Annotated in this window: 11 protein-coding genes; 6 read left to right on the top strand and 5 right to left on the bottom strand. The window is 73.2% G+C overall.

Annotation, left to right across the window (positions count from 1 at the left end):
• Positions 1-4: 4 nt before the first annotated feature.
• Positions 5-760, bottom strand: coding sequence for a type 1 glutamine amidotransferase (locus AC1DUE_RS12595; protein ID WP_477039765.1), 756 nt, complete (start codon positions 758-760; stop codon positions 5-7).
• Positions 761-919: 159 nt separating this feature from the next.
• On the opposite strand from AC1DUE_RS12595, the gene AC1DUE_RS12590 reads away from it, so the two are divergent.
• From AC1DUE_RS12590 to AC1DUE_RS12570, 5 genes are all read left to right on the top strand, one after another.
• Positions 920-1681, top strand: coding sequence for a response regulator transcription factor (locus AC1DUE_RS12590; RefSeq protein ID WP_477039764.1), 762 nt, complete (start codon positions 920-922; stop codon positions 1679-1681).
• On the top strand, positions 1678-3381 hold the full coding sequence (locus AC1DUE_RS12585; protein WP_477039763.1) for a sensor histidine kinase: 1704 nt from the start codon (positions 1678-1680) through the stop codon (positions 3379-3381). Before AC1DUE_RS12590 ends, AC1DUE_RS12585 begins: the two co-directional genes overlap by 4 nt.
• 45 nt (positions 3382-3426) lie before the next feature.
• Positions 3427-4146, top strand: a complete 720-nt coding sequence (locus AC1DUE_RS12580) for an HD domain-containing protein (RefSeq protein ID WP_477039795.1) — start codon at positions 3427-3429, stop codon at positions 4144-4146.
• A gap of 181 nt (positions 4147-4327) precedes the next feature.
• On the top strand, positions 4328-4618 hold the full coding sequence (locus AC1DUE_RS12575; protein ID WP_477039762.1) for a WXG100 family type VII secretion target: 291 nt from the start codon (positions 4328-4330) through the stop codon (positions 4616-4618).
• Positions 4619-4663: 45 nt separating this feature from the next.
• Positions 4664-4936 (top strand): DUF4031 domain-containing protein, encoded by a 273-nt coding sequence (locus AC1DUE_RS12570; protein ID WP_477039761.1) that lies wholly within the window; start codon positions 4664-4666, stop codon positions 4934-4936.
• 159 nt (positions 4937-5095) lie between these two features.
• Here the strand turns inward: AC1DUE_RS12570 and atzF are convergent, their stop codons facing one another.
• Both atzF and AC1DUE_RS12560 read right to left on the bottom strand, forming a co-directional pair.
• The gene (gene atzF / locus AC1DUE_RS12565; RefSeq protein ID WP_477039760.1) at positions 5096-6859 is read right to left on the bottom strand and encodes an allophanate hydrolase; all 1764 of its coding nucleotides are present in this window, start codon (positions 6857-6859) and stop codon (positions 5096-5098) included.
• A 251-nt stretch (positions 6860-7110) separates the two neighbouring features.
• Positions 7111-7878 (bottom strand): GntR family transcriptional regulator, encoded by a 768-nt coding sequence (locus AC1DUE_RS12560; RefSeq protein WP_477039759.1) that lies wholly within the window; start codon positions 7876-7878, stop codon positions 7111-7113.
• A gap of 308 nt (positions 7879-8186) precedes the next feature.
• On the opposite strand from AC1DUE_RS12560, the gene AC1DUE_RS12555 reads away from it, so the two are divergent.
• The gene (locus tag AC1DUE_RS12555; RefSeq protein WP_477039758.1) at positions 8187-9431 is read left to right on the top strand and encodes a pyridoxal phosphate-dependent aminotransferase; all 1245 of its coding nucleotides are present in this window, start codon (positions 8187-8189) and stop codon (positions 9429-9431) included.
• Between the two features lie 38 nt (positions 9432-9469).
• Here the strand turns inward: AC1DUE_RS12555 and groL are convergent, their stop codons facing one another.
• Both groL and AC1DUE_RS12545 read right to left on the bottom strand, forming a co-directional pair.
• Entirely contained in the window at positions 9470-11098 is a 1629-nt protein-coding gene (gene groL, locus AC1DUE_RS12550; protein ID WP_477039757.1) for a chaperonin GroEL, read from the bottom strand.
• Between the two features lie 268 nt (positions 11099-11366).
• Entirely contained in the window at positions 11367-12848 is a 1482-nt protein-coding gene (locus AC1DUE_RS12545) for a phytoene desaturase family protein (RefSeq protein ID WP_477039756.1), read from the bottom strand.
• Positions 12849-12871 lie beyond the last annotated feature (23 nt).

The raw sequence follows: 12871 nt of genomic DNA, 5'->3' as shown, positions 1-12871 counted from the left end.
GGGGTCAGACGCCCGCGGGCTCCTGCGCCACGGCGCGCACGTGCGCCGCGAACGACTCGGCCAGCGTCCGGCCGACGGCCGTCACCTCGTCGGCACGCGCGGCGTATGCCGCGAGCACTGCCTCGGTGTCGACGTCGTCGTACCCGTCCGCCCAGGCGCGCAGGGTCTGCGCGGAGGCCTCGGGGTGGAACTGCACGCCCCACGCGGACCCGACCCGGAAGGCCTGATACGGGTACATCGGCGACGACGCGAGCCACACGGCACCGCGCGGCAGGTCGACCACCGCGTCCGCGTGCATGCTCGGCTGGGGCGTCCGCTTCCGGTCGTCCGCCAGCGCGAGGACCGCGCCGACGACCGCATCGCCGACGGCCTCGGGGCGCCAGCGCACGTCGGCCAGACCGGCCTCGCGACCGGGAGGCGCCGCCACCTGGACGCGTCCGCCACGCGCGACCGCGAGCAGCTGGGCGCCGAGGCAGATCCCGAACGTCGGGACGCCGCGGGTGCTGGCGTCCGCCAGCAGCGCTCGCAGCTCGGGCAGCCACGGGGCGACCGCGTCGGAGTGGGCGGACATGTGGCCGCCGAGCACGACGAGACCGTCGCCGACCTCGTCGGCCAGCGGGACGGGCTCACCGGCGAAGGCCGCCACGATGCGCAGGTCGACGTCGCCGAGCCACTCGGCGAACCGGTCGAGCTGGACGTCGGGCGAGCTCTGGACGACGGTGACGACGGGGCGAGGGGCACCGAAGGAGGGGGATGTCACGCGCAGACGGTACCCCCAGCTACGCATGCGGAGGCAAGACGAGGTCGCCGCGACGTCCGCTACGTGGACAATCGTCCACGTACGTCCCGGTGACCCGCGGATGAAGAACACTCGGCCTACATCCAGCCAACTCCCAGGGTTTCGGGCCAGACTCGACGTATGCGTGCTGACTCCTCCTCGAACCCCGCGGCCCGGCCCGGCGGCCAGGCACCACCGGAGGCACGCCTGCTCGTCGTCGACGACGAGCCGAACATCCGCGAGCTGCTCGCGACCTCCCTGCGGTTCGCCGGCTTCGAGGTCTACGCGGCCGCCGACGGGGGCTCGGCGCTGCGGCTCGCCCGCGAGGTCGAGCCCGACCTCGTCGTGCTCGACGTGATGCTCCCCGACATGGACGGCTTCACCGTCACCCGGCGCCTCCGCGAGAAGGGCCAGCACGTCCCCGTCCTGTTCCTCACCGCGCGCGACGACACCGCCGACAAGGTGCAGGGCCTCACCGTCGGCGGCGACGACTACGTCACCAAGCCGTTCAGCCTGGAGGAGGTCGTCGCCCGCATCCGCGCCGTCCTTCGTCGCACCCGGCCCGAGCTCGACGACGACACCAGCGTGCTGCGGTACTCGGACCTGGAGCTCGACGAGGACTCCCACGAGGTGCTGCGCGCCGGGACCCTGATCGACCTGTCCCCCACCGAGTTCAAGCTCCTGCGCTACCTCATGCTCAACCCCGGCCGCGTGCTCTCGAAGTCGCAGATCCTCGACCACGTCTGGCAGTACGACTGGGGCGGCGACGCCAACATCGTCGAGTCCTACATCTCCTACCTGCGCCGCAAGATCGACCAGGTCGACGGGCCCGACGGCACCCGGCTGCCCCCGCTCATCCACACCAAGCGCGGCGTCGGGTACCTGCTGCGCGAGTCGTCGTGAGCGCGCCGACGACGATGAGCGAGGTGCACCTGGAGCCGTCCGACCCGACCCTGCCGACGCCGTCGTCGTCGACCCCGTCGGCGACCGGCGCAGGGTCGGATCGGGCGTCGACGGGCTGGTGGTCCCGCGTCCGCGCCCGCTGGGACGCGGTTCCGCTGGTCCAGCGTCTCGTCGGCATCGTGACCGTGCTGCTGGCGCTCGGGCTCGTGCTCGCGGGCTCGGTCAGCGCGGCGCTGCTCGAGGGCACGCTGACCGGCCGGGTGGACGCCAAGCTGCAGACCGAGGGCGCGGCGCTCGCCGACAGCACCCTCGCGGCGCTCAACCGCGGCTTCGGCAACGGCATGTCGCCCAGCGACTACTACGTCCGGGTGCAGGGCTCCGACTCCACCGTCCAGAGCTCCATCTCGGACTCCGCCCAGGAGTCCTACGGCTTGCCCGACGTGCCCGACCTGACGGCCGAGGCGGCCGCCGAGATCCAGGGCGAGCCGTTCACCGTCCACTCGTCCCGGGCCGGTCAGCCGTGGCGCGTCGTCGCCTACCCGCTGACCAACGGCGGCTCCATCGTCGTGGCACTGCCGCTCGGCGACATCCAGAAGACCGTCCAGCACATGTCGACGGTGCTGCTGCTCAGTGGCATCGGCATCCTGCTGCTCGGCGCCGCGGCCGGCACCTGGGCGGTCCGTCGCTCGCTCAAGCCGCTGCGCGAGATCGAGGTCACCGCGGCCGCGATCGCCGGTGGGGACCTGTCCCGGCGCGTCCCGGCGTCCGACGAGCACACCGAGGTCGGCCGGCTCAGCGCCGCGCTGAACGGGATGCTCGCCCAGATCGAGCGCGCGTTCGACGTCCGGACCGCGTCCGAGGCGCGCATGCGCCGCTTCGTCGCCGACGCCTCCCACGAGCTGCGGACCCCGCTGGCCACCATCCGCGGGTACGGCGAGCTGTACCGGATGGGTGCCTTGACCACCACCGAGCAGGTCGACGACACCATGCAGCGGATCGAGTCGTCGGCCACGCGGATGGGCGCGCTCGTCGAGGACCTGCTGGCCCTGGCCCGGATGGACGACGGACGACCGATGCGCCTCGGACCCGTCGACCTGACCGTCCTGGCCGCCGACGCCGTCAGCGACCTGCACGCCCTCGACCCCTCGCGCCCGGTCCGGCTCGAACCGTTGCGGGCCGGCGAGCCCGCAGGCGTCTGCGAGGTGCTCGGCGAGGAGTCGCGACTGCGTCAGGTGCTCGCGAACCTCGTCGGCAACGCCGTGACCCACACCCCGCCCGGCACGGCCGTCGAGATCGCCGTCGGCCTGTCCGACGGCGACGGTGTGATCGAGGTGCGTGACCACGGCCCCGGCATCGACCCCGAGCACGCCGCCCGCGTGTTCGAGCGGTTCTACCGGGTCGACGCCTCGCGCGGTCGGGACTCCGGCGGCGCGGGCCTGGGCATGGCGATCGTCGCCGCGATCGTCGACGCCCACCACGGGTCCGTGTCCCTGGAGCAGACCACCGGCGGCGGGACCACCGTGCGCGTCACCCTGCCCGGCACACCGGCGGCCGCACCGGACGCGTCCTCGACGAGTGCCGCGGCGAGCGCCGGGTCCGCGGGTCCCGTGCCCGCGCCCACACCCCCCTCGCCGGCCGCCGCCCCGCCGAGTCAGTCATCCGTCCAGGACGCCGGTTCGGGCCGCGACGCCCAGGTCTGAGGGCTACCATGACGGGTTCCTACCGTCGGCGTGAGGCTGGACTTCATGGGCGTCCATGACGCACCGCAGTGGCTGTTGTCCGCGTATGTACGCAGTGTCGTCGCGGTCGGGGCGACCGCCTCGACAGAGCAGATCCGGGACGCAGGGCAAGCACTCGTGGATCGCTGGGGATCCCCCGGCCGGTCGTTCCACAACCTGAAGCACCTGGTCGACGTGCTGGTCCGCGTCGACGAGCTGGTCGAGGAGACCCACGAGCCCGACGTCGTCCGGCTCGCCGCCTGGTACCACGGCGCGATCTTCGACGCCGCCGACCGCAAGGCCTACGCCAACCGCGGCGGCGAGGACGAGATCGCGTCCGCCGGCCTGGCCCGCACGGAGCTGCTCGCCCTCGGCGTCCCCGAGGCGCGCGCCGAGCGGGTGCACGACCTGGTGGTCGCCCTGGTCCGGCACGCCCCGAACCCGACCGACTTCGACTGCGCGGTCCTCTGCGACGCCGACCTGGCGATGCTCGCCGCCGAGCCGCAGAAGTACAAGGCGTACCTGCAGGACGTCCGCGCCGAGTACGCGCACCTGCCCATCGAGGACTACCTGCGGGCCCGCGTGCGCATCCTGCACAAGCTCCTCGCCCGGCCGTCGCTGTTCGTGAGCCCGCTCGGTGCGGCCTGGGAGGAGCCCGCGCGGCAGAACCTGTCGGGCGAGCTGCAGCGCCTGGAGAAGGAGCTCAGGGGCCTGGAGGCGGCCGCAGCCGCCAGCGAGTCCGCCTGACCTGCCCTCCCTGCAGCAGGGACCGACGTGACCACAGCCCCGTGCGACAGCCGCGGGACCCACGGTTCCCCTCGGCCTCGGTACGGACGCCTCGCGCGTCCGTAGCGTCGTCGTCCAGCGGGCCGCATGGTCTCCGCGTCGATCCCGGCGCCGGAGCGTGGCCCCGGACGAGGGAGGTTCCGTGACCAGGTTCGAGGTCGACAGCGCGCAGGTGTCCCAGGCGGCGGCGAGCGTGCAGGCCCGTGCGGCGACGATCCGGTCGGAGGTCGCCGCGATGCACCGCCAGCTGGCCGAGCTGCAGGGATCCTGGCGGGGCGCCGCCGCCACCGCGTTCAGCGGGGTGCTCGGCGACTGGTCGGCCACCGAGTCGCGCCTCGAGGCGTCGCTCGACCAGATCGTCGCCGCGATGCACACGGCGGCCCGCGCCTACGCCGACGCCGAGACCCAGGCCAGCCGCCTGTTCGCGACCTGACGCCTCCTCCCGGTCCTCGTGCGCCGGGGCGCCTAGTCTCGGGCCATGAGCGTGCTCGTCGACCCGCCGATGTGGCCCAACCACGGAATGCTCTGGGGCCACCTGGTGAGCGACTCGTCGCTGGCGGAGCTGCACGCGTTCGCGGCCCGGGCGGGGATCCCCGGGCGCGGGTTCGACCTGGACCACTACGACGTGCCCGACCAGCGGATCGAGGAGCTGGTCGCGCTCGGGGCCGAGCTCGTCAGCGCCAAGGAGCTGATCCGCCGCCTGCGCGCGTCCGGCCTGCGAGTCCCGGCCCGCGACCGCGGCCACCACTGAGCGCTCTCGGCTGCGGTCCGGCTCTGCCCGCGTCGAGCGGACGCTGACGCTGACGCGTCTGCTCGGCGCGAGGCGGCTTCTGCTCGGCGCGAGGCGGCGCCCGCTCGGCGCGAGGCGGCGCCCGCTCGACCCGTACGAGGCCGCTCCGACGAGCGCGGGTCACAGACCGGCAGCCAGGGCCGCGGCCCAGCCGCCGCTCGCCGTGATGTCGGACCCTGCGGCGCCGGCCTCGACCGTGCAGCCGAAGCCGACCACCCACGTGCCGTCCGACAGCTCGACCTGGCCGAGGCTCATCGGCGCGGGCAGATCGGCAAGGAACCGACCGAGCGCCCCGGGCGACAGCCGCCAGACCTCCCCCACGATCGGCGCACCGTCGCCGCGACCCACCCGCAGCAGACCAGGCTTGCGCGGCTCGGTGGCCAGGGCGACGAGCCGGTAGGCGTCGGAGGTGCGCACCGACCGCTCGAACCGGGCGCCGAGCGCCTCGAGCTGGCCGTTGAGCGGCTGCCCGCGCAGGTGCGCCCCGACGACCAGCACCTCGACCCCGGCCGACGACACCATCGACGCACCGGCCGTCCCGAGCAGGCGGGCCGCGAGGTCGACGGCGAGCTGGTCCTCGAACGCACGGGCCAGCAGCGTCACGCCGAACGGTCCGCCGTCGGCGGTGCCGGCGGGGATCGCGACCGCCGCGAGGTCCAGGAGGTTCACGAAGTTCGTGTAGGTGCCCAGGCGCCGGTTGATGGCCACCGGGTCGGCCTGGACCGCGGCGATCGTCGGGTGCTCGGTGGTCGTCGGCAGCAGGAGCAGGTCGCAGCCGTCGAGCAGCTGGAGCGCCTCGACCCGCGCAACCGCGAGCCGGGCCCGGTCGGCGACGTAGGCGTCCGCGGTGATGTCGCGGCCGGCCGCGATGATCGCCGCGACGGTCGGATCGGCGTCGGGCGCCTTCTCGAGGAACGCGCCGACGGCCTCGTAGCGCTCGGCGACGATCGCACCGTCGTAGAGCAGGCGCGCGGCGTCGAGCATGCCGGACACGTCGACCGTCCGGGTCGAGGCACCGGTCGCGCGGACCGCCGCGACGGCGTCCTCGAACGCGGCACGCCAGCCGGGCGACAGCGGTGCGAGGTCCTCGTCGCGCGGCACCGCGACCACGGGCGCGGCGCGCAGGCCGAGCCGGACGTCGACGGGCCAGGGACGTCGCGCGGGGTCGCTCGGGTCAGCGCCGGTCATCAGCCGGGTCGCCAGCACGCCGAGCTCGAGGTCCCGCGTGAAGGTGGTGACCACGTCGTAGGACCGGCACGCCGGCACGACGCCGGTGGTCGGGACCAGGCCCACGGTCGTCTTGATGCCGACGATCCCGTGGAACGCGGCGGGCACCCGCCCGGAGCCCGCGGTGTCGGTGCCGATACCGATGTCGGCGATGCCGAGCGCGACGGCCACAGCGGAACCGGAGCTCGACCCGCCGGACACCCGGTCGGGCAGGGTCGCGTTGCGGACGGCGCCAAAGGGGCTGCGCACGCCGACGAGCCCCGTCGCGAACTGGTCGAGGTTGGTCTTTCCGAGCACCACCGCACCCGCGTCGACGAGCGCCTGCACGGCCGGGGCGGTCGCGGTAGCGACACCGGGACGCCCGGCGGGGTCGGTCGCGAACGACGGGCACGCGGCCGTCGTCGGCAGTCCGCGCACGTCGACGTTGTCCTTCACGACGAGGGTCAGGCCCGCCAGCGGCAGTGTCTCCCCGGCGGCGACCGAGGCGTCCACCAGCCGCGCCGCGGCGAGCGCGTCGTCGAGCGGGAGCAGGGCGATCCACACCTCGGGCCGGTCCACCTCGGCGATGCGCGAGTAGGCGAGCCGCACCCGGATCTCGGCCGGCCCCGCCGACGAGACCGTCGGCTCGCCGGACAGCACCGAGGTCGTCCCCGTCACGCACCCACCACCGGGGCCGCCGCCGACGCGCCCGACGAGACGCGCGGGAGAGGCTCGACGGGCTGGATGTCGAACACGTGGTCCCCCGGCTGTCGTCGCGAGCCGAGAAGCTACCTCGGCACCGGTGTATACACCCCGGTATCCATACCTTAGGCAGGGCGTGTTTCCCTCCCGCGGTGCCCGGGTAAACGCCGCGTTACGCGGACACCCAGGGCGCGCGGGTGGGCGACGCCAGGCGACCGTGCGGGGACTCAGCCCGCCAGCGCCATCCGGGTCATGGCCTGCGTGGCGCGCTGCATGACGACCTCGAGGGACTCGCCGACGTGCTTGTGCAGGGCGGTCAGCGCATCGGGGAGCTCACGGGCGAGCACCAGGCGCAGGATCGCCATGTGCTCGTCGATGGTCGCCGTGATGCGGTCCTCCTCGACGAAGTCGTGCATGCGCACCGCGCGGATCTTCTGGTTCACGGTGACCAGCGCCCCGGTCAGCTGGGTGTTTCCCGACGACCGGGACAGCACCTGGTGGAACCGCTCGTCGAGGATCACGAAGCTCGGGTCGGGCTCCGGCGGCGCGTCGCGCAGCGGCTCCCAGGTGGCGAGCTCGGCGCGCAGCAGGGCCTCGTCGTGGCGGACCTGCGGGTTCTCGATGGCGCGCGCGATGCCGCGCAGCTCGAGGGTGATCCGCAGCTCGTAGAGGTTGCGCAGGTCCTCGAGGCTCGGCACGACGACCGCGTACCCGAAGTCGGTGCGCTCGACGAGACCGTCGGAGAGCAGCCGGGACAGCGCCTCGCGCACCGGGGTGCGGGACACCTCGAACGCCTTGCCGAGCTTGGGCTCCGTCAGGCGCTCACGCGGCGAGACGCGGCCGTTGAGGATGTCGTCGCGGAGCCGGTGGTAGACCACCTCGCGCAGCGACCTGGAGTCCTCCGACGGAACCTCGTCCGACGGGCCCGAAGGCAGCCCGGACGGTGTTGCCGGAGCCTCGTCCATGCCCGCCGGCCCGCCCGTGCTCATGGTCATCGAGAGTAGTCCTCCCACCGGATACCGCCCTCCGGACGCGGCGGTATCCAGCACGTCGACCCGGTCACAGTCACCGTGCCGCAGACGCGCGCACGCTGATCCCCTGCACCGAGGGGTTCGCGACACCGCGCTGTGTCCCGACCTGTATACGTCGCTGTGCCCATGGTGGACGAACCTAGGCAGGGGGTGTTTCCGGCACCGACGACCCCCAGTAAACGGTCTGTTTCGTCCCGGTCCGAGCGTGGGCCGGAACGCGACCGCCGCGGTCGTCGGCCCTCGACCCGGCACCGCCTCGATACGCTCGGCAGATGGCACCGCTGCGCAAGCTCGACCAGTCGTCGAAGCTCAGGAACGTCCTCTACGAGATCCGCGGGTCCGCGCTCGACGAGGCCGCCCGGCTCGAGGCCGAGGGCTACACGGTCCTCAAGCTGCACACCGGCAACCCGGCCGCATTCGGGTTCGAGGCGCCGCACCAGATCGTCCGGGACGTCATCGCGGCCATCCCGCACGCCCACGGCTACACGGACTCGCGCGGGATCCTCAGCGCTCGTCGCGCGGTGGTGACCCGGTACGAGACCGAGCCGGGCTTCCCCCTGATCGACGTCGACGACGTCTACCTGGGCAACGGCGTGTCCGAGCTCATCACCATGGTGATGCAGGCCCTTCTCGACGAGGGCGACGAGGTGCTCATCCCGTCGCCGGACTACCCGCTGTGGACCGCCATGACCTCGTTGTCCGACGGCAAGCCGGTGCACTACCGCTGCGACGAGGACAACGGCTGGGAGCCCGACCTCGAGCACCTCGAGTCGCTCGTCTCCCTGCGCACCAAGGCACTCGTCGTCATCAACCCGAACAACCCGACCGGCGCCGTCTACTCGCGCGAGGTCCTCGAGGGCATCGCGGCGATCGCCCGCAAGCACAGCCTGCTCGTGCTCTCCGACGAGATCTACGACCGCATCCTGTTCGACGACGCCGTGCACATCCCCATGGCCTCCGTCGCGCCCGACCTGCTGTGCCTGACGTTCAACGGGCTGTCCAAGACGTACCGCGTGGCCGGCTACCGGTCGGGCTGGATGGTGGTGACCGGCCCGCGCGACCACGCCAAGGGCTTCCTCGAGGGCATCACGCTGCTCGCCTCGACGCGCCTGTGCCCCAACGTCCCCGCGCAGCACGCCGTCCAGGCGGCCCTCGGAGGCGTGCAGAGCATCGACGCCCTGATCGCCCCCGGTGGCCGGCTGCACGAGCAGCGCGACGTCGCCTACAAGGGCCTGACCTCGATCCCCGGCGTCACCTGCGTCCGGCCGCAGGGGGCGCTGTACCTGTTCCCCCGGCTCGACCCCGAGGTGCACGAGATCCACGACGACTCCCAGCTCGTCTACGACCTGCTGGTGAGCGAGCACATCCTGCTCGTGCAGGGCACCGGGTTCAACTGGCCGACCCCCGACCACCTGCGCATCGTCACGCTCCCCGAGGCCCGCGTCCTGGCCGAGGCCGTCGAGCGCATGGGCAACTTCCTGGCGAGCTACCGGCAGGGGCCGGCCACCCGAAGGTGACCGGCCCGCTCCGGGTCGTTCAGAGGTGACTCAGCGGATCAGAAACCGCCGCCGAAGTCGTCCCCGCCGCCGCCACCGGCCGGCGCGGGGTTGCGCTCCGGCTTGTCGGCCACGACGGCCTCGGTGGTGAGGAAGAGCGCGGCGATCGAGGCCGCGTTCTGCAGGGCGGAGCGCGTGACCTTCACCGGGTCGTTGACGCCCGCGGCGAGCAGGTCCTCGTACGTGTTGGTCGCGGCGTTGAGGCCGTGACCCACCGGGAGGTTGCGCACCTTCTCGGCGACGACGCCACCCTCGAGACCGGCGTTGATCGCGATCTGCTTGAGCGGAGCCTCGATGGCGAGCTTGACGATCGCAGCACCGGTCGCCTCGTCGCCCTCGAGCTTGAGGCCCTCGAACGCGGTCTTGCCGGCCTGGATGAGCGCCACGCCACCACCGGCGACGATGCCCTCCTCGACGGCCGCCTTGGCGTTGCGCACGGCGTCCTCGATGCGGTGCTTGCGCTCCTTGAGCTCGACCTCGGTGGCCGCGCCCGCCTTGATGACGGCGACGCCACCGGCCAGCTTGGCCAGGCGCTCCTGCAGCTTCTCGCGGTCGTAGTCCGAGTCGGAGTTCTCGATCTCGGCACGGATCTGCGTGACGCGGCCCGTGATCTGGGCGGCGTCGCCGCCACCCTCGACGACCGTGGTCTCGTCCTTGGTGACGACGATCTTGCGCGCCGTTCCGAGGACCTCGAGGCCGACCGTGTCGAGCTTCAGACCGACGGTCTCCGAGACGACCTGACCACCCGTGAGGATGGCGATGTCCTGGAGGATCGCCTTGCGGCGGTCGCCGAAGCCGGGGGCCTTGACGGCGACCGACTTGAACGTGCCACGGATCTTGTTGACGACGAGCGTGGCCAGGGCCTCGCCCTCGACGTCCTCGGCGACGATGAAGAGCGGCTTGCCGGACTGGATGACCTTCTCCAGCAGGGGCAGCAGGTCCTTGACGTTCGAGATCTTGCCCTCGACGAGCAGGACGTAGCCATCCTCGAGGACGGCCTCCTGGCGCTCCGGGTCGGTGACGAAGTACGCCGACAGGAAGCCCTTGTCGAAGCGCATGCCCTCGGTGAGCTCGAGCTCGAGGCCCAGCGCGCTGGACTCCTCGACGGTGATGACGCCTTCCTTGCCGACCTTGTCGAGCGCCTCGGCGATGAGGTCGCCGATCGCCTGGTCGCCGGCGGAGATCGCGGCCGTGGCGGCGATCTGCTCCTTGGTCTCGACCTCCTTCGCCTGCGCGAGCAGGGCAGCGGTGACGGCCTCGACGGCCTTCTCGATGCCCTTCTTCAGAGCGATGGGGTTGGCGCCGGCCGCGACGTTGCGCAGGCCCTCGCGAACGAGCGCCTGGGCGAGGACGGTGGCGGTGGTGGTGCCGTCGCCAGCGACGTCGTCCGTCTTCTTGGCGACCTCCTTGACGAGCTCCGCACCGATCTTCTCGAAGGGGTCCTCGAGGTCGATCTCCTTGGCGATGGAGACGCCGTCGTTGGTGATCGTGGGGGCGCCCCACTTCTTGTCCAGGACGACGTTGCGGCCCTTCGGGCCGAGGGTGACCTTGACGGTGTCGGCGAGGATGTTGAGTCCCCGCTCGATGCCGCGACGGGCCTCCTCGTTGAAGGCAATGATCTTGGCCATGGGGCTGTGATCCTTCACTGGGTTCGGGTCGGCCGTAGGTGCCCGCGACGGACGAGCACGCCGCTCGCGGTCTTGTCCCGCGTGCGACGGCCCTCACCGGACGGCCGTGGTGATTCTGTCACTCTCCACCGGAGAGTGCTAAGTCCAATGGTTAGCACTCGACCCCCGAGAGTGCAAGCAGCGTTCGCCCAGAGCGGTGCCCGTGAGACGCAGATCCCACACCAGATGTCCGGGTCGGCGGTCGCCGTCGCAGGCTCTCGGACGCTCCTCAGTCCCAGGGCGCCAGCGACGGGGGCGTGCGGATGCCGAACCCGTCGCGCAGCGCCCGGCGGGCGGCGTACCAGCCCGGCAGGCCGTGCACTCCCGGGCCGGGCGGGGTCGACGACGAGCAGAGCCAGACACCTGCGACCCCGGCCGCAGGGGGTGCCAGCACGGAGGGGTCCCAGGCGAGCCGCGGCCGCGCGAACATCCGGTAGAGCGACACCGCGCCCCCCGAGATGTCGCCGCCGACCAGGTTGGCGTCGTGATCGGCGAGCCGCGCTGCCGGCACGCAGCGCGAGGCGACCACCAGGTCCCGGAACCCGGGCGCGAAACGCTCGACCTGGTCGATCACGGCGCGGGTCACGTCGAGCGTCGATCCGGCCGGGACGTGCGCGTAGGCCCAGAACGGCCGCAGGCCCGCCGGCGTGACGCGCGAGGGGTCGACGACCCCCGGGTCGCTGACCAGCACCATCGGCCGCTCGGCGTGGCGGCCGGACGCGACCGCCGCCTCCGCGGCCGCCGCCTGCACCCGGCTACCGCCGAGGTGCACCGTGCCGGCCAGCGCGACCTCGGGGTGCGCCCACGGCACCGGCCCGGACAGGACGAGGTCGACCTTGGCCGCCGCCCCGCGGCTGCGCGGGAACGCGACCAGGCCGCGGGCCGTGCGCACGGGCACGCGCCGCCCCAGCACCCGGACCGCGGTGCGCGGCGACGTGTCGAACAGGTACGCGCGGGCCGGCGGCAGGTCGGCGGCACGCTCCACCGGCGTCCCCGTCACGACCGAGCCGCCGTGCGTGCGCAGGTCGGCCAGCAGCGCCTCGACGATCGCCCCGCTGCCGCCGCGCGGCACGGGCCAGCCGCCCGCGTGGGCCAGCGGTGCCAGCAGGAGCGCGGTACCGGCCGCGCTCGGTGACGGGAGCCGGGTGATGGCGTGCGCGCCCACGCCGGTGAGCAGTGCCGCGGCCTCCTCGTCGCGAAACCGTGCTCCCCACGCGGCCGTCCCCTGCTCCAGGAGGCGCAACCCGAACGCCGCGGCCGTGGTGAGCTGCCGCGGGACCCGCCGGTGGTCGCCCAGCGCCAGGGCGAGCACGCCGTCTGGGTCGTCGACGAGCGGTCCGAGCAGCGCGCGCCAGGCGGGGCCGTCCACCCCGAGGCCGCCGGCCGTGCGGTCGAGCGAGCGGTAGGCCAGCGCGGCCCGGCCGCCGTCGAGCGGGTTGGCGTAGGCGACCTCCGGCTGCAGCAGGTCGACGCCGCGGGCCGGCAGGTCGAACTCCCGCAGGAACGGGGACGCCACCGCCATCGGGTGGACCGCCGAGCAGATGTCGTGCACGACGCCGTCCGCGAGCCCGAGGTCGAGCGTTCGCGCGCCGCCCCCCGCGGTGTCCTGCGCCTCGAGCACCTGCACCGACAGACCCGCCCGCGCGAGCGTGACCGCCGCCGCGAGCCCGTTGGGCCCGGAGCCGACGACGACAACGTCGACCCTCGTCACGCCGGGCACCCGCGGACGCGGCG

This window comes from Cellulomonas sp. P4_A2, from assembly GCF_056402515.1.
The sequence above is the reverse complement of the archived record's forward strand: the minus strand, read 5'-3'. Positions and strand labels throughout refer to the sequence as shown.